Annotated in this window: 14 protein-coding genes; 4 read left to right on the forward strand and 10 right to left on the reverse strand. The window is 42.2% G+C overall.

Annotated elements, in window-relative coordinates:
* Window positions 1-12 precede the first annotated feature (12 nt).
* On the reverse strand, window positions 13-2151 hold the full coding sequence (gene dinG / locus DXX92_RS09020) for an ATP-dependent DNA helicase DinG (protein WP_116000154.1): 2139 nt from the start codon (window positions 2149-2151) through the stop codon (window positions 13-15).
* Here dinG and DXX92_RS09025 point away from each other — a divergent pair.
* The 3 genes from DXX92_RS09025 to DXX92_RS09035 all read left to right on the forward strand — a co-directional run bounded on the left by DXX92_RS09025 (window position 2098) and on the right by DXX92_RS09035 (window position 6854).
* Entirely contained in the window at window positions 2098-4815 is a 2718-nt protein-coding gene (locus DXX92_RS09025; protein ID WP_245961440.1) for a DNA polymerase II, read from the forward strand. The two genes, dinG and DXX92_RS09025, sit on opposite strands and share 54 nt — an antisense overlap.
* Before the next feature lie 87 nt (window positions 4816-4902).
* Window positions 4903-5445, forward strand: coding sequence for an AAA family ATPase (locus DXX92_RS09030; protein ID WP_245961441.1), 543 nt, complete (start codon window positions 4903-4905; stop codon window positions 5443-5445).
* A 188-nt stretch (window positions 5446-5633) separates the two neighbouring features.
* Complete coding sequence (locus DXX92_RS09035; RefSeq protein WP_116000156.1) at window positions 5634-6854, forward strand: cystathionine beta-lyase; 1221 nt, start codon at window positions 5634-5636, stop codon at window positions 6852-6854.
* Window positions 6855-6860: 6 nt separating this feature from the next.
* Here DXX92_RS09035 and DXX92_RS09040 read toward each other — a convergent pair whose 3' ends face one another.
* Window positions 6861-7397, reverse strand: a complete 537-nt coding sequence (locus tag DXX92_RS09040; protein ID WP_116000157.1) for a DUF924 family protein — start codon at window positions 7395-7397, stop codon at window positions 6861-6863.
* A gap of 18 nt (window positions 7398-7415) precedes the next feature.
* Window positions 7416-9293, reverse strand: a complete 1878-nt coding sequence (locus tag DXX92_RS09045) for a winged helix-turn-helix domain-containing protein (RefSeq protein WP_181901731.1) — start codon at window positions 9291-9293, stop codon at window positions 7416-7418.
* Window positions 9294-9449: 156 nt separating this feature from the next.
* Here DXX92_RS09045 and DXX92_RS09050 point away from each other — a divergent pair, with 156 nt between their 5' ends.
* Window positions 9450-10235, forward strand: coding sequence for a sterol desaturase family protein (locus DXX92_RS09050; protein ID WP_116000159.1), 786 nt, complete (start codon window positions 9450-9452; stop codon window positions 10233-10235).
* Between the two features lie 104 nt (window positions 10236-10339).
* On the opposite strand, the gene DXX92_RS09055 is transcribed toward DXX92_RS09050, so the two are convergent.
* From DXX92_RS09055 to DXX92_RS09085, 7 genes are all read right to left on the reverse strand, one after another.
* Window positions 10340-11374, reverse strand: a complete 1035-nt coding sequence (locus tag DXX92_RS09055; protein ID WP_116000160.1) for a Leu/Phe/Val dehydrogenase — start codon at window positions 11372-11374, stop codon at window positions 10340-10342.
* A 228-nt stretch (window positions 11375-11602) separates the two neighbouring features.
* Window positions 11603-12019 carry a GNAT family N-acetyltransferase gene (locus tag DXX92_RS09060; RefSeq protein WP_181901456.1) on the reverse strand — a complete coding sequence of 139 codons (417 nt, stop codon included), beginning with the start codon at window positions 12017-12019 and terminating at the stop codon, window positions 11603-11605.
* Window positions 12020-12068: 49 nt separating this feature from the next.
* Window positions 12069-13229: a cupin domain-containing protein gene (locus DXX92_RS09065; RefSeq protein ID WP_116000162.1), complete on the reverse strand. Its 1161-nt coding sequence runs from the start codon at window positions 13227-13229 to the stop codon at window positions 12069-12071.
* A gap of 142 nt (window positions 13230-13371) precedes the next feature.
* On the reverse strand, window positions 13372-14739 hold the full coding sequence (purB, locus tag DXX92_RS09070; protein ID WP_116000163.1) for an adenylosuccinate lyase: 1368 nt from the start codon (window positions 14737-14739) through the stop codon (window positions 13372-13374).
* A 100-nt stretch (window positions 14740-14839) separates the two neighbouring features.
* Entirely contained in the window at window positions 14840-15457 is a 618-nt protein-coding gene (gene hflD, locus DXX92_RS09075) for a high frequency lysogenization protein HflD (RefSeq protein ID WP_116000164.1), read from the reverse strand.
* A 5-nt stretch (window positions 15458-15462) separates the two neighbouring features.
* Window positions 15463-16620 (reverse strand): tRNA 2-thiouridine(34) synthase MnmA, encoded by a 1158-nt coding sequence (gene mnmA, locus DXX92_RS09080; protein WP_116000165.1) that lies wholly within the window; start codon window positions 16618-16620, stop codon window positions 15463-15465.
* An 89-nt stretch (window positions 16621-16709) separates the two neighbouring features.
* Window positions 16710-17210 (reverse strand): NUDIX hydrolase, encoded by a 501-nt coding sequence (locus DXX92_RS09085; RefSeq protein WP_116000166.1) that lies wholly within the window; start codon window positions 17208-17210, stop codon window positions 16710-16712.
* Between the last annotated feature and the right edge of the window lie 180 nt (window positions 17211-17390).

Below are 17390 nucleotides of genomic sequence, written 5' to 3' on the forward strand. Positions count from 1 at the left end.
TTGCTGCAATTTTTAATAACTGATCTGTCGCTTAAACGGTGGCAGGGCGTCAAGTAATTCACCACCGTAGCGCTTAGTCACCACACGGCGATCAAGCAGGGTGATAACACCACTGTCTTTCTCATTTCGCAACAAGCGACCACAGGCTTGAATCAGCTTATTGGAAGCATCAGGTACGGTTATCGACATAAACGGATTACCACCTTTGGCAGTCACATATTCTGCGTGCGCTTCTTCTACCGGTGAGGTCGGTACGGAAAACGGCAGTTTAGTGATCACTAAGTTAGTGAGGTAATTACTGGGTAAATCTAGCCCTTCAGAAAAGCTCTGGGTCCCAAACAAAATACTGGCTTTATTGTTGTCACATTTCTTTTTGTGATTCTCGATAATATAGCTTCTGGCTTGCTCTCCTTGCATTTGAAGAGAGATTTTATGTTTTTCACGCATCACTTTCGCTACTTGTTCCATTTGCCAATAAGAAGAAAACAGCACTAGTGTTGCTTCGTCTTTTTTAATTAATGCTGGTAGTAGCTTACAAAGCTCGTCCGTAAATGAAGGGTGACTTGGCTCATAGCGTACATTAGGTACAGACAGCACAGCGTTTTCACGGTAGTTAAATGGTGAATCGACTTTTTGATATTGTGTACCGTCGTTGTTGGAAAGGCCCACTTGACGGCGAAAATGATCAAAAGAATTGAGTGCAACGATAGTGGCCGAGCAAAGTACTGCACCTGCGCATTTTGACCATAGCTTATCTTCCAGTGTGTAACCGACTTCAATAGGGGAAGCGGATAGCAAATAATCTTGCTTTTTACCGCTGAGTTTTTCTAACCAACGGGCTAGTGGTGCGGCTTTTTCGCTGTCGGTTTTTGCGTACATCACCCAAAGCGCATTAAAGTTTTCTAGGCGTTGAAGCAAAAAACCAAATTCTGATAACAAAGGCTCCGCTAAATAAGCCTTTACGTCACCATCTTTCACCGCTTCCACTAATAAGTAATAAAGTTTATTACCATGGGCTAAACATTTTCGGCTGTATTCGCTTAAATCTTCTGCACTGGTTTTAATCAGCTGTGGAATAATGCCGTGTTCAAAACGATAACTTGGCGTGCTATTGCCTTGAGAGTTGTTTTGCTCGGCATTAGCAAAGTAAGTCGCTTGGTTCGCTTCAACAAATTGCAGAATCTTTTGCATATCAGCAATTAACGATTGGCAATCATCGGCGAGTTTGAGCGATGGATTAATTGATGATTGTGATTTGATCAGCTTGGCAACTTTATCGCCTGTATCCGCGACTTTTTGTAGCCATTCCAACGAACCTTTTAAGGTGATAGCGGCACTCGAATGGTCACGCGTAACCTTAGGTAAGTGGTGCGCTTCGTCAATCACGTAGTAGGTTTCATCAGGCTCTGGCAGAATTTTACCGCCGCCCATTTCTAAATCAGACAATAGTAGTGAATGGTTTATTACCAATACATCAGCTTTATCCATGGTATCGCGCGCTTTGTGAAACGGGCAGTGGGTATGCTCGGCTAAGTGGCGCAAACAGCTATGTTTATCTGATTGAATGGCTTGCCACACATGATTTGGAATAGGGTCTGCCCAACTGTCTCTATCACCTTGCCAGCGATTTTCACTGAGCGCACTGTTGAGTTCTTTAATTAGCTTGATATCAAAGCGGTTCGGTTGCTCAGCAAAGGTAAAACCAGGCTGTGGGTTTTCGCTGGCGTTAGCTGCGGCAGCCAGCTTATGACGACAAACGTAACGCTGGCGGCCTTTCGCTAAAGTAAAGTCAAAGTCTATACCGCCGTGATCTTTCAAAAAGGGCAAGTCTTTATTGACGAGCTGCTCTTGCAAGGCAACGGTCGCGGTCGAAATGACTACTTTTTTCTTTTTCGAAAGCGCTAACGGAATAGTACTTAAACTATAAGCTAATGACTTACCTGTGCCCGTACCTGCTTCAACGGCAATGATTTTGCGGGTTTTGTCGTACTCACCGGCCAGCGTTTTGGCTATTTCTGCAATCAAAAAAGTTTGCTGTTTGCGTGGGTTAAAGTTGGGTAGGCTTTCACCGATGGCTTTGTAGGAAGTGCGAATGGCTTGTTTAATATTATCGCTAAGCGCGCTGGTTTGCTTTTTGGTGGCGGTCGACATTGGTTCCCATTCACAGGTATTTGTTTTAAACTGCTGTATATATTAACAGTTTGTGGTGGCATGTGGCGAGACTTAATGGCCAACTTATCTGACAATTTTACCAGCAATGAGGTTCAGGCGAGTGGCGTCGGTACTAACAACAGTGCTTTTGGCTTTGTGTTAACCCGAAAAACCTATGATACCCGCCACGGCATGGTCATTTCATTGTGGTTAGTTACAGAGCAAGGGCCAGTCAACCTCAAAATTACGGATGAATACGCACTGCTGTTTATCCATCAAACGGAGCAAGAAAAAGCACTTGAACTCCTTGCTAAACATCAACTGCAACCGGCCAAAGTAACACCGCTCCCCTTAAAAACCTTTGCTCAGCAGGCTGTAACCGGGATTTATTTTGCCAAGTTAAGAGATTTTTACCAAGCCAGAGAACTACTTAAACAGCACTACATTAAGTGTTTTGAAGACGATATTCGCCCCGAAGATCGCTACTTAATGGAGCGCTTTGTTACCGATAATTGTTATTTTACTGGCCAAACAAGCAACTATACGCAAAATCATGCTCATCATTACCCAACCTTATATCAAGCCAAATGCAAGAAATCTGAGGGCGATATTAAGCTTTCTATGGTGTCGATTGATCTGGAATGTAGCCCTAAAGGCGAGCTGTATTCGATAGGACTATACAGCGATACCTGTCAAAAAGTGATGATGATAGGCAAGCCTGAGCCACTTGATGAAAGCTGCGATTATATTGAATGGCTTGCTAACGAGGCAGAGTTATTACAGCGATTTCTGGCTTGGGTAACAGAGTACGATCCTGATGTGTTTATTGGCTGGAATGTGGTTAATTTTGACTTTAGCTTGTTTCAAAAGCGCTACGACTTGCACAACATTCCTTTTGCGTTTGGCCGCGGTAACAGTGCGCCTAATTGGCGAAAACAGCGCAACAGCGAACAAAACTTTATGGATATCGAGGGGCGAGTCGTTATTGATGGTATTGATCTACTGAAAAGTGCCACTTATAACTTTGCTTCGTTCTCGCTCGACAATGTTGCTCATGAACTCTTGGGCAAGCGCAAACAGGTCAAAGATGTCGAAAATCGCCTGTACGAGATTGTCGATAATTTTCATCACAATAAAAAGGCGTTAGCAGCCTACAATTTAGAAGATTGCCGTTTAGTCTGGCAGATATTTGAACATACCGACTTACTAGCTTTTGCCAAGCTTAGAGCCAAGTTAACAGGATTATCGCTTGATCGAATCGGCGGCTCGGTGGCTGCTTTTACCAATCTCTACTTACCTAAATTGCATCGTGCAGGCTATATCGCCCCGAATTTAGGAGATGGAAAGTCTGATCTAGTTTCACCTGGTGGCTATGTAATGAACTCCATTCCCGGACTGTATCGCAATGTGCTTGTGCTAGATTTTAAAAGCCTATACCCAAGTATTATCCGCACCTTTTATATCGACCCTATGGGCCTTATCGAAGGACTAAGAGCTGAGGGGCTAAAGGCCGAAGGACTGAGAGCTGAAGGATTAAAGGCTGAAGGTTTACAATCTGAAGAGCTTAGGGTTCAAGGCTTAGAAGCGGAAAATGGTAATTTAGGAGCGCAAAACCAAATCGTCCCTGGGTTTGATGATGCTTATTTTTCACGAGAAAGGCACTTTCTACCAGCCATTATTGATGAGCTTTGGGCAGCGCGAGACAAAGCCAAGCGCGATAAAAATGCCGCTTTATCGCAAGCGATTAAGATTATTATGAACTCGTTTTATGGTGTTTTGGGTTCGACTGGTTGTCGCTTTTTCGATCCTAGGTTGTCAGGATCTATTACCAAACGTGGACACCAGATTTTAAAAACCACCAAACAGTGGATTGAAGATATTGGTTATCAAGTGATTTACGGCGATACCGATTCAATATTTGTCGCTATTGGCGAATCACACAATGTGAAGGAGTCAAGACGTATTGGTAAAGAGCTTGAGCAGCTAATTAATGAAAAATGGGATGAGCATATTGCTAGCGAGTACCAGATTGAAAGTAAGCTAGAAATCGAATTTGAAACCCATTTTTCTCGATTTTTTATGCCGACTATTCGTGGCCTAGCCGATGTTGGCACCAAAAAGCGTTATGCTGGCCTAGTGATCAATGAAGCTGATAAATCAAATAAAGATAACAGTAAGCCAAATGAACGTATGGTGTTTAAAGGGTTAGAAACCGTCCGCACCGATTGGACGCCACTGGCCAAAGATTTTCAACAAGCCTTGTACGATAAAATATTTCACGACGAGCCAGTCAGCGACTTTGTCCTTGATACCGTGAACCAAACCCGAGCAGGACAGCTTGATGAAAAGCTCATTTATCGAAAGCGTATTCGCCGCAAGCTAGATGACTACGTAAAAAATGTGCCGCCCCATATTAAAGCAGCACGAGCCGCTGACGCTATAAATCTTGCCAATGGTCAAAAAGCCAAATACCAAAAGCGCGGCCATATTGAATATGTGCTAACCACCCAAGGCCCACAAGCGATAGAGCACCAAAGTGCGCCACTTGACTACGATTTATATATAGAACGCCAGTTAAAAGCAGTTGCCGATGCTATTTTACCTTTTGTGGACTTATCGTTTGAGCAGATCACTGATAATCAGTTGGATTTGTTTTCATCATAATTTTTTAGGTATTTGTCATTTATTTTAGTTTTCTTGATACTGTGAATATAAACAGTTAAGTTGCAAGTAACCTAAATAGAAAACGGAATGACGATGAAGTTTGTGATGATTTATAGGGCATCTGGCGTTGGTAAAGAGAGTGTTGCTAGAGAGTTGGCAGCAAGAAATGGATGGAAGTTGTTTCCACAGCATTTAGCATTTGATATTGCTTGTGCTGTTGTTGGCTTTGGTAACGCAGGTTTTGAAAAGTACCAGCGTAAAATTTGCTTGGAAGCATTTCGAACAATCATTGAAACACAAAAAGATAAAGGCATTGTATTCACTTTTTGCTATGTAAACCCCGCAAGTAATTTCTTTATTGAAGGCCTTCTTGATTTATTGGACAAATTTAGCGTTAGCGCTGATTTTATATATCTATCTTGCGACTATGATGAGCATTTAAGGCGAGTACTAAGTGACGGAAGAAAAAATACGAATAAACTTCAGTCAAAAGAGTATTTGGATAAGTACCTAAAGAAATTCGATTTCTCAGCAACTATACCAAATGTTGAGTCTTTTCGATTAAACACCAGCAATCTAACAATTGAACAATCTGCAACTGAAATTGAGTGTTATTTAAAGAATAAGTGATTTGTGCAAATAGCGTTGTTAGGTTGTACCTGTTTGCTATTTACATTTAATTAAATAAATATCTTAGGGAATCAAATCTAACTAGCATTTCTTCTTGAGCTTTCCTACTAAGCTAGGTATAAATTGTTTAGACGGCTAGATAGCCAATATATGTATTTCAAATATCCAAACTCTAAAAGAAGTAGCGCATGTCCGATCCAAAGAGCCCAAAGCAAAGCAGCGAGTCTAATAACGCACCTAAACAAGATACCAAAATCGTCAATGCTGGTCGCAGCGATAAGTGGACGAATGGGGTCGTTAACCCAGCGGTTCAGCGCGCTTCAACCGTAGTCTTTGATAGCGTTAAGCAAATGAAACATGCGACTGCCAATAAAGCGAACCAAGTGCTGTTTTATGGCCGTCGTGGTACTAGCACTTCGTTTGCCTTTAGCGATGCCATGACAGAGCTGGAAGGTGGTGTAGGATGTGCGCTTTACCCAAGTGGTACAGCGGCAATTACCAATGCGATTTTAGCTTTTGTCAAAACGGGCGATCATATTTTAATGGTGGATACGGCTTATGAGCCAACTCGCAGTTTTTGTGACAATATTCTCGCTAAAATGGGCGTTGAGACCACTTACTACGATCCTTTGGTTGGTGCTGGCATTGAAAGTTTGATTAAAGAAAATACCAGCCTTGTATTTTTGGAAGCACCGGGTTCATTGACCATGGAAGTGCAAGATATTCCTGCTATTGCTGAAGTTGCTCATCGTCATGGCTGCTCTGTACTGCTAGATAACACTTGGGCATCGCCTATTAATTTAAAGCCGTTTGAATTAGGCGTTGATGTGTCGATTCAAGCAGCGACCAAGTATGTGGTAGGGCACTCAGATGTCATGCTAGGCACCGCAACCGCTAATGAAGAACATTGGCCTCAACTGCGTGAAAGCAGTTACACCATGGGGCAGTGCACCTCCCCAGACGATCTCTATTTAGCGCTGCGCGGCATTCGAACCTTAGGTGTACGTATGAAGCAGCATGAGCAAAGCGCACTTAAAGTTGCCAAGTGGCTAAGTGAGCGTGAAGAAGTAGAAACTATCCTTCACCCAGCTTTTCCTTCATGCCCTGGACACGAGCAATTTAAGCGAGACTTTTTAGGCAGCAATGGCCTGTTTTCTTTTGTGGTAAAACCTGAATTTGCTAAGGATGTCACCGCATTTTTAGACGGTATGCACCATTTCAAAATGGGCTATTCATGGGGCGGCTTTGAAAGCTTGATTTTGGCGGTGCAAAATGTTGGTGCAATGCGTACAGCCACCGATTGGCAATATCAAGGACCGTTAGTACGTTTACATGTTGGCCTAGAAGATGTTGATGATCTTATTGACGATCTAGCACAAGGCTTTGAGCGCTTGGCAGGCATAGCTTAAACAACATTAAAAACTACTATTAGGCTGGGTAAGAAACTCAATTTCTTCTGGTGTAGATGCTCGGCCTAGTATCTTGTTTCTGTGAGGGTAACGGCCAAAGCGATCGATAATTGCTTTGTGTTGCTGCTCAAATTTTAAATTATTTTCGTTACCTAAAGCGGTGTATAGCTTTAATGCTTCTTGGTGGATAAGCTGAGATTCACTGTGCATAAATGGCATATATAAAAAGCTTCGTTGTTCAGCCGTAAGTTTATTATCAAAGCGTTTTTCTACGGCATATTGTGCAAGCGCTAAAGCCAAATTATCACAGGCAAACGCTTGTGGGGTATCGCGATAGATATTGCGAGAAAACTGATCGAGAACAATCACTTCTGCTAGAGCGCCTTCGGCGTTATCTCGCCAAGCAAATAATTCGCCGGCACTCGCTTGTTTGTGCAACCCTGCAAAACGTTTTTCAATGGTGGCATCAAGGTCTGCGTCTTTTTGCCACCACTGTTTTGGGGTTAGCTCTTGAAACCAAAAATCGATGACTTGTTTAAACATATTGTGGCCCTTATATGATTATCCTCTGGCGTAATTTTTTATTGCCATGTCACTTAATCCAACTTTATCAAGTAACGCTAGATATCTAGAGTCGCCTCTCACAGACGCTAAGCGTGGATCATTACGTATAAAAACGAGGCAATTTGAACGATATTCAACAGCCTCTTGTAGTAGCTCAAATGCTCTGTCGAGTTGTTCAAGTTGTATGTAAACAATGGCCGACTCATAGGGGCAAACATAGGCTTTACTTTGATTTGCTTCGGTTAATAAGGACAAAGCACGTTGCTCGTCACCCATGGCAGCAAAAGACTGTGCCAAGAAAACCAGTGACAATGGCGTACGATTGCTTAGTTTCACGCCTTTTTGCGCAAGTTTGATGCTTTGTTGGTAATTTCCATTGATATACAAAGCAACTGCTTGGCTAAGTTTTGGTGAGGGCTTGTTAGGATGTAGTTTTATTTTTTCTTCGCCCCATAGAATAGCGTCTTCGAGTTCGCCAAGCATCATTAACGACCATGCTCCCCACTCAGCCAGTTCTTCATTTAATGGGTCAAGAGCATCTGCTTTTGCCAGTGACTGTTTTGTTAGCTTTACTTCACCAAGTGCCGAAAAATATAAAGCAAAGCCAAGTTCGGTTAGCATGATGTCTTGACGACGAAGTTTAGCTTCCGTTAGTACTTTCCATGCATCTGCCCAAAGCCAAGTATGCACATAAGCAAGGCCAAGTGAAGAGCGGGCAATGGCTGAATCAGGGCTAATTTTCAAAAGCTCTACGGTAGATGTAACGACATGAGGCAAAACATCTTTGGGTTTTTCGTACAGTGTCATGATCGCTCGATAAGCATTAGATTTGGCGAGATATGCGGCTTCAAAAGCTGCGTCTAACGCAATTGCTTGAGAAAAATATTCTATCGATTTAATCATTGCTTCATGAGTCATCTTTGAAAACAGGTATTGTCCTTCAACATAAAGTTTATAAGCGTCGGTACTTGTAGTAGGAAGTTCAGCTAAATGAGCTTTTTCAGATTCATGCATTAACACCTTAAGCGAAGAGGAAACTGCCGTAGCAACCGCTTCTTGTAGCTGAAAACTGTTGAGTTTATCCAAGGTTAATTGATAGCTGCCATCCCAGATAACATTGCCTCGGTTTAAATGCTCAAGCTCTGTATTGATTTGAATCGCACCTGATTTATCAACGGCTACTATTCCGTCTAGCACGTAGTCAATATTGGGAAGCCGCTCATTAATAAAATCGCGAGTCTTATTAGCTTTGAAGGCAAAAGATGACGGTGGCGGCACCACCTTTAAACCGGAAATTTTTCTAAGCGATTGAATTATTTCTCGCGTAATTTGATCAGCAAATGGGGATAAATGATTGGGGATGTCACCCGAAACTGAAAAAGGCACAACAAGAATATAGGGCCTGCTATCGCGATCGGTATAAAAGCTAGCGCCCCAATTTATCAAAAATACGAGACCTATCAGAACGAGGAAAGTTAGCAGTCTTTTCTTATTGCTTAATGAAAATAGTAGTGTCTGAGGAAAACCCTTTGGTCGGCTAGGCTCAGGTTCTTGCTTCTCGGCTTTGATTTCATTGACAGGGCAAATAAATTGATAACCACGTGAGCGAACAGTTTTGATCACACATTGACGTTCTGCGTCGTCATTAACCAGCTTACGAATATTTTTAATATGGTTGCTCAAGCTGGTGTCTGAGACGATTCGACCATGCCAAACCTTCTCAAACAGTTCATCTCTAGATATCAAACGATCACGATTTCTTAGTAAGTACAACAGCAAGTCAAAAACTTTTGGTTCAATAGGCTGTTGTTTACCACGTACTTTGATAACGAAATGCGTGGCGTCAATTTCAATGTCATTGAACCTGTATTTCATTAGGTTTCCCTGTTTTCCAGTCATATTAGACAATCGTTAGCTAAATATTACCGAGATCTTATGTTTGCTAAGCGATTTCATCGCAGACTTCCTGTTACTCAAATAAGTGCAAATAAACGCAAATAGATGCAATAAACGCAATAAAGGAGAGTGACAATGCCAACACCACTAGAAGTGTTAATTGACCCTGTAACTATAGGTCAACTCATTATTTATGCGGTGCTTATTACGGTAGAAGTGTTGTGGCCTGCTCGTCAGCTAGCTAGGGTTCGGGGCTGGTACATCAAAACCGCAGGATTTTTCATACTTTACTTTTATCTCGCAACTTATCTGCCCTTGTTGTGGGATCCCTATTTAGCTCATTATCAGATTGTTAGTTTGGAGTCAGTGCATCCGATTCTCTCAATTCTTCTTGCACTGTTTGTTTTTGAGCTTTTAATTTACCTTTGGCACAGAGCTATGCATAAGTCGCGAGTACTTTGGCGTGTGTTTCATCAAATGCATCACAGTGCAGAGCGCGTAGATACGTTTGGCGCGTTTTATTTTAGTCCATTAGACATGATAGGTTTCACTTTAGTGGGCAGTTTTGCGTTAACCATTGGCGTAGGGCTAGCACCTGAAGCAATCACTTGGTTTTTGTTTATCACAATGTTTTTGGTTGTTTTTCAACATACCAATATTAAAACGCCTCAGTGGCTAGGGTATTTTATTCAGCGGCCAGAGAGTCACTCTGTTCATCATCGTCGTGGCGTGCATGCTTACAACTATTCAGACTTACCGATAGTTGACATTATCTTTGGTACTTTCAACAACCCAAGAAACTTCGTTGAAGAAGTTGGCTTTTACAAAGGCGCTTCAAAAAGATTGGGGGATATGCTTATGTTTCGAGATATTGCGACCGAAAAGCTAGATTCAGAAAGCGTCAAAACCACCCTTCTATAACGCGAAGGGTGATTGGTGAGACTATGGGAGAGGAGTTATTTAATTCATTTGGTGATAATTACTTTTTGCCTTGTGCGATAGCTGCTTAACGCCTTTAGCGATAACTATTTGCCGCCTTTAGCGATAATTTCGCGAGCAATTTCATCGGCTACCATACCGGTTGGTTTGCCAGTAGATGCTGCCTTGGTGAAAACATCTAACAAAGTATCGTAGATCTCTTCAACTTTTTGAGTGGCTTTATCTGGGCAGTAATCATCTTCAAAGGAGATATTGATAATGCCACCAGCATTAATCACATAATCTGGAGCGTATAAAATACCGCGATCAACTAAAGCTTGATCGTGTTTTGGTGCAGCTAACTGGTTGTTGGCACAACCGCCAATAATTTTTGCTTTAATTCGATCAATCGTCGTGTCGTTGATGGTTGCCCCAAGGGCACAAGGAGCATAGATATCACAATCCACATCGTAAATATCATTTAGGCCCACAGCATGTGCACCAAATTCTGCTTGTGCTTTATTGACTGCTTCTTGATTGATGTCGGTAACAATCAACTTTGCGCCAGCGTTATGTAGGTGTTCACATAAGTAATAACCAACGCTACCTAAGCCTTGTACAGCAACGGTTAAGTCAGTTAAATCATCTCGGTGAAATTTGTGTTTTACTGCCGCTTTTAAGCCTAAAAATGTGCCTAATGCAGTAAAAGGGGCTGGGTTGCCACTTCTCCCTTCTACACCAGCAACAAACTCAGTTTCGGTATTGGCAATGGCAATATCGCCGGTGGTGATGTTGACATCTTCAGCGCTGATATAGCGTCCCGCTAAGCCATTTAAGGCTTGGCCAAAGGCTTTAAACAAGGCTTCAGATTTAATTTTACTAGCATCGCCAATAATTACTGACTTACCACCACCCATCGCAAGGCCGGCCATGGCATTTTTATAGGTCATGCCCTTTGATAAACGCAGCACGTCAACTAGTGCTTCTTCATCGGTAGTGTAATCCCACATCCGACAGCCACCAACTGCGGCACCTAGGGCTGTGCTATGAACTGCGATAATTGCTTTTAACCCACTTTTCTCGTCACTACAAAATACGACTTGTTCGTGGTTGTCAAAATCTACTAAATCGAAAAACGCCACACTATTTCTCCATGAAATCAAGGCGAAAGCTTTTTGCTTAGCGCACTTGTGATTGCGAAAGTGTCGCGAACATTATCACTTACGTAAACGTCACGCTATATGCTGTGATTAATTAGTCGTAAAAGAGGTGTTAAAAATTGAATACAAGCTCGATGCAGCTTAGAAAATACGCGCTTTGTACGAAAATTATCGCGTTGGTTAAATAGGTTTTTTTGAAAATAATATAAACTAGTGACTGAGGTAGCACTTTTTAACTGCTGCATCCATTGTCGCGCAGGCCATTTGCTGTTTGGGCAAACCTGCTTCCATAAACACAGCGCCAACAGGATAGAAGTCATGTTTAACAAAATAATCTACCGCATCCAGCGGACTATGAATAAATACTTGTTTGAGGTTGAGATCTTTAGCAACTCGCAATAAACCCGCTAGCACTAACTTATCTAGTTTTTGTTTACGATGTTCTTTAATAACAGCGATACGGCCTATCTGGCCTGATGGAAGGATGCGACCAGTGGCGACGGGCTCTTGGCTGATATCGTCGCACACCAGCATATGAATTGCTTTTCGGTCTTTACGATCAAATTCGACGCGCTTAGGTATGCGGTGTTCACAAATAAAAACCCGCTCTCGAACAGTTTTTAACAAGGGAGCGGCGTGCTCCCACGGAACTCTACATACACTGTATTGCATACGATTAATCGATATACCAGTACCCCATATTTAACACTTTAGTTAACATTTGTGTGTTATTCAAACAGTGTGTGAAACTTTCTAACTGTTTTGTAGCCAAAGCGACATTTTTTGCCAATAGCTGACCTAATTCGCGTGTTTGCTGCGTTAATGAAATCCGATCACCATTAATGTACAAGTCACCGTTTTGTTCGTTGATTAGCGCTTTTACGCCTAACACAGGGCGAACAAAAATTTCAGGATCTGCTAGATAACCTTTAACCGCTTCGTCGGTAAATGGCTCCATTGGAATCAGCACTTCTAACGCATGATGACTACGAGTGGTAAAGGTGGCAATCATATCGCTAAACAAATCGATATCACCGGTTTGCGTTAACATAAATTGTTGCAGTTTTTTAATATCTTCAGCGGCAAGTAACTCTGGCTGGTTGGTGACAGTGCGAGCCGGGTCGTTAAAACGGTGTTCGGCTAATTGCTTATCAATGACTGCATCCGCTAGCGCTGAAATCATATCTTGGCCACTAGGTGCCTGAAAGCCTACGGAGTAGTTCAATGAATTATCAATGGAAACACCGTCATGTGGGTGATTCGGCGGAATATATAAAATATCGCCAGGTTCAGTAATAGCATCAATCACAGGCTCAAATGGTGAGACTTGTTTTAAGTCTTCATGAGGTAATAACTGTGCTAACGAATCGTCAGGTAAACCCACTTGCCAACGTCTTTTCCCTTCACCTTGGGTGATAAAGACATCGTATTGATCTAAATGTGGACCAACGCCGCCGCCGGGTGTGGAAAAGCTGACCATCACATCGTCGATGCGCCAGCTCGGTAAAAACTTGAATGGTTCTAGCATTTGAGCTGTAGTTTCAGACCAATTGTTTACCGCTTGCACTAGTAGTGTCCAGTTTTCTTCACCGAACTCGCTAAAATCTACGAATGGCCCGTGTTTAACTTGCCAGTTAGTCGGTTCACCACTATCAGAGCCATCATTGGCAATAATACGTGACTCTAACTCTTGCTCCATGGCAAGGCCGGCTAGTTCATCGGCAGAAATTGGATCTTGGAAGGCTTGAAAACCACCTTTGATCAGTAGTGGCTTTTTTTGCCAATATTCGGCAAGAAATAGTTCGGGGGTTAAATCGCCCCAATTAATGGTGTACATAATCTTTGTCTCTGGTTTCTTGCTTACTGAGCTCTAGTGATAACTCAGTTTCGCAAACAAAAAAGAAGACCTAAGCCTTCTTTTTGTATCTTAATTTCTGTTAGCAATTTCTGACCATAGCCTATTGGCTAACAGTCATCAGCTATAATTCGTCAATAAAGGCAACAGCGCGGCCAATATAAGTTGCTGGTGTTAGCTCAGCAAGCTCCGCTTTGGCTGCTTCTGGCATATCTAAGTTTGCAACGAATTCGCGCATTACTTCAGCGTTTACGCGCTTACCACGAGTTAACTCTTTTAGTTTTTCATAAGGCTTTTCAATACCGTAACGACGCATTACCGTTTGAATTGGCTCAGCTAAAAGTTCCCAGTTTTGATCTAGTTCATCAGCCAGTGATTTTTCATTCACTTCTAACTTGCTGATGCCTTTTAGTGTCGCTGCGTATGCAATTAGAGCATGACCAAAACCAACACCTAAGTTACGAAGTACAGTAGAGTCCGTTAAGTCACGTTGCCAGCGCGAAACTGGAAGCTTTTGTGCAAGGTGAGCAAATAAAGCGTTAGCAATGCCTAAGTTACCTTCTGAGTTTTCAAAATCGATTGGGTTAACTTTGTGCGGCATAGTTGATGAACCAATTTCACCCGCAACGGTTTTTTGCTTGAAGTGACCCAGTGCAATGTAGGCCCAAATGTCGCGATCGAAGTCGATCAAAATTGTGTTAAATCGTGCTACTGCATCAAATAGCTCAGCAATGTAATCGTGCGGCTCAATTTGGGTAGTGAATGCATTCCACGTAACGCCTAATGAAGTGACAAATTCATTTGAGAAGTTATGCCAGTCAAGGTTAGGGTAGGCAGAAAGGTGAGCGTTGTAGTTACCGACAGCACCGTTGATTTTACCTAACAATTCAACTTGAGCAATTTGCTCGCGTTGGCGTTTTAAACGAATGTAAACATTCGCCATTTCTTTACCCATGGTGGTAGGTGACGCAGGTTGACCATGCGTGCGTGCCATCATAGGAATGGTTTTGTATTCTACTGCTAAGGCTTTAACCGCTGCTAAGATTTCATCAACAACAGGTAATAACACTTGTTCACGACATTCTTTTAGCATTAATGCGTGTGATAAATTGTTGATGTCTTCTGAGGTACAAGCAAAGTGAATAAACTCTGTTACCGCGTTTAGCTCTGCATTGTCAGCAATTTTTTCTTTTAAGAAGTACTCAACCGCTTTTACATCGTGGTTGGTGGTTGCTTCAATGGTTTTAACGCGCAGCGCATCTTCTTCGCTGAAGTTGGCAACGATGGCGTCAAGCACTGCATTTGCTTCGTCGGAAAATGCAGGAACTTCGGTGATGTCAGCAGTGGCTGCTAACTTTTGTAACCAACGTACTTCGACGGTAACGCGGTATTTGATTAGGCCAAATTCACTGAAAATAGGGCGTAAGGCTTTGGTTTTGCTGCCGTAACGACCATCAACCGGTGAAATTGCTGTTAATGCTGAAAGTTCCATAGTTTTTTCCTACAACAAATGTTTTGGTTTGTTATTAATTAAGTGTGAACGTTAAAAACTTTTCTTGGCGAAATTTATTCAAGTTAATGGATTTACGTGCCTAGTAAATTTCGCCTAATAATTGCTCTGCTTGCGCTAGTATTTTCGTACGTGAAAATAAAATATTACGGCGTTTACCGCCTACTTGTCGCCATAAAACAGCGCTACGAATACCAGCTAACAGTAATGCTCTGATTTTATGCTGATTGCTTTCCTGCTTTAATATAGCAGGTTCACCTGCTACCTGAATGCGCGCACCCAGCGGGCTAATAATATCGCTGTAAATGCTGGCAAAGCTATTTAGTAAGGTATTGCTGTCTACGTCGTAGTGACCACTTTGACGCTTTGCTTGGTCAATGCGCTCACCCAATACGCCAAGTTGTTTGCGGTTTTTAGTTAAACGACGCTCTAGGTTTAACAAGCTAACAATATAGCGGGTTAATTCTGGGTCTTTTTGTTTAGTTTGATCGCCAAGATGGCTGACTAATACCTGTAACCCCGGTTTTATGTTGGCTAAGTTACCGCCATATACCGCTAGTGTATTTTCAGGCGAGGTATTGGTAATACCGCTTAGCATCATGCCAAGCTGTTGCTCGTCAATTTCCCCTTGACGAGCAAGCTTTTGTACCATGCTGGCTATCTGGCAGATAGCAGCAAAAGTGATAGTTTGATCTCTCATACAGCTTATCGAATTAGTGTATTAATGATGCCGCCACCTAAGCACACTTCGTCTTGGTAAAAAACGACTGACTGGCCTGGTGTTACTGAGCTTTGTTGCTCATCGAATAGAATTTCATACTCGTCATTTCCAAGCGGTGTTAATGTACAAACAACATCCTGCTGGCGATAACGGGTTTTGACTGTGCATTTAAATGGTGCTGTGATCTCATTGCGATCTACCCAATGTAATTGATTCGCAATAAGGCCTTTTGAAAACAGGCGAGGGTGATTGTGGCCTTGACCCACAATCAGTACGTTGCGTTTTAAATCTTTGTCTACCACATACCAAGGCTCGTCACCGGCATTGGCCATACCGCCAATGCGTAAGCCTTTGCGTTGACCTAACGTGTGGTACATTAAACCATCGTGTTCGCCAATCACTTCACCTTCGGCAGATTTAATTTTGCCTGGCTGAGCAGGTAAGAATTTTTGCAAGAAATCTTTAAATTTTCGCTCGCCAATAAAACAGATACCCGTACTGTCTTTCTTGTTGTGAGTAATCAAATCAGCCTTTTCTGCGATAGCGCGTACTTCAGGCTTTTCAATATGACCCACTGGGAATAGCGTTTGGCCTACTTGCTTATGGCTTAATGTGTATAAGAAGTAGCTTTGATCTTTGTTGTTGTCTAAACCTCGGATCATATGCCATTTACCTTCACCACTCTCGTCTTCGCGATATTCGCGCTGCACGTAGTGACCTGTGGCAATGTAATCAGCGCCTAAATCTTCACAGGCAAATTCTAAAAAGGCTTTAAACTTAATTTCTTTGTTACACATGATGTCTGGGTTAGGGGTACGACCTGCTTTGTATTCAGCAAGGAAGTATTCAAATACGTTGTCCCAGTACTCAGTGGCAAAGTTGATGGTGTGTAACTTGATGCCAAGTTTGTCACACACAGCTTGTGCATCTTTTAGATCTTCTTCTGCGGCGCAGTATTCGTCGTTGTCGTCTTCTTCCCAATTCTTCATAAACAAGCCTTCAACCTGATAGCCTTGCTGCTGAAGCAAGTAGGCTGATACAGATGAATCGACTCCGCCAGACATACCAACAATCACGCGCGTGTCTTGTGGCGCCTTTGTATTTGGCGCAATGGCTAATGATGAAGTTGCAATAGATGACATTAATTAATTGACCACGATAGAAAAAGGCGCCGAATTATAGCATAGGGATTTTTTATAGCATAGAGGCCACAAGTCGGCTCTACTCAGTTTTATAGGTTAGTTTTTAGCATAGATAGCGATATCTTATTTCCAGCTAAATAGTCTTCAATACATTCAAGTACCATAGGGCTACGCAGCTGGTTTGCTTTGGCTTTAATTTCTTCTAACCTTAGCCAATGACAAGCGATGATTTCGCTATCCTGTGGCTGGCAGATAGGCCACTTACTGTCTTCTTTATCCGAATTAATTAGGGCTAAATTGCTTAACTCATAGACAAAACAAAAGCGTAAAAAATAAAGATTTAACTCAGGGCGATGAAAGTAGTAAATGCCAGAAGCATACGCAGGCTCACCAGTTAACCCCGTTTCTTCTTGTAATTCTCTATTTGCTGCAGCCACCAGATTTTCGTTTGTTTCTAAATGACCGGCAGGTTGATTAAAAACAGTGTTGCCATTTTCCCATTCTTCTACCAAGAGAAACTTACCTTGATGGTGGACGATGGCCGCAACAGTCGTATTAGGCTTAAATTGTGTAACACCGTGGTCGTTCATTAATGTAGATACGCTCTTTTTGTTATTAACTAGTTTTCTTTTGCTTTTGTAGTACGGTCGGGCTTATTACTGCGTTTTCTTTGTAACTTGCTTGATAAGCTCAACTTATTCTCAGCCTTTCTTTGGGGCGTCTTTGGCTTGCTAGGCGTTATTGTTTTTGTGCTAGTTGTCGCTTTTTTA

Source organism: Thalassotalea euphylliae, from assembly GCF_003390395.1.
GTDB classification, from domain to species: Bacteria; Pseudomonadota; Gammaproteobacteria; order Enterobacterales; family Alteromonadaceae; genus Thalassotalea_F; species Thalassotalea_F euphylliae_C.

Excerpts from the sequence above, each read along its gene's own strand:
- dinG (WP_116000154.1), bottom strand. The coding sequence starts at position 2,151 with ATGTCGACCGCCACCAAAAAGCAAACCAGCGCGCTTAGCGATAATATT.
- DXX92_RS09030 (WP_245961441.1), top strand. The coding sequence starts at position 4,903 with ATGACGATGAAGTTTGTGATGATTTATAGGGCATCTGGCGTTGGTAAA.
- DXX92_RS09035 (WP_116000156.1), top strand. The coding sequence starts at position 5,634 with ATGTCCGATCCAAAGAGCCCAAAGCAAAGCAGCGAGTCTAATAACGCA.
- DXX92_RS09040 (WP_116000157.1), bottom strand. The coding sequence starts at position 7,397 with ATGTTTAAACAAGTCATCGATTTTTGGTTTCAAGAGCTAACCCCAAAA.
- DXX92_RS09045 (WP_181901731.1), bottom strand. The coding sequence starts at position 9,293 with ATGAAATACAGGTTCAATGACATTGAAATTGACGCCACGCATTTCGTT.
- DXX92_RS09050 (WP_116000159.1), top strand. The coding sequence starts at position 9,450 with ATGCCAACACCACTAGAAGTGTTAATTGACCCTGTAACTATAGGTCAA.
- DXX92_RS09065 (WP_116000162.1), bottom strand. The coding sequence starts at position 13,229 with ATGTACACCATTAATTGGGGCGATTTAACCCCCGAACTATTTCTTGCC.
- purB (WP_116000163.1), bottom strand. The coding sequence starts at position 14,739 with ATGGAACTTTCAGCATTAACAGCAATTTCACCGGTTGATGGTCGTTAC.
- hflD (WP_116000164.1), bottom strand. The coding sequence starts at position 15,457 with ATGAGAGATCAAACTATCACTTTTGCTGCTATCTGCCAGATAGCCAGC.
- mnmA (WP_116000165.1), bottom strand. The coding sequence starts at position 16,620 with ATGTCATCTATTGCAACTTCATCATTAGCCATTGCGCCAAATACAAAG.
- DXX92_RS09085 (WP_116000166.1), bottom strand. The coding sequence starts at position 17,210 with ATGAACGACCACGGTGTTACACAATTTAAGCCTAATACGACTGTTGCG.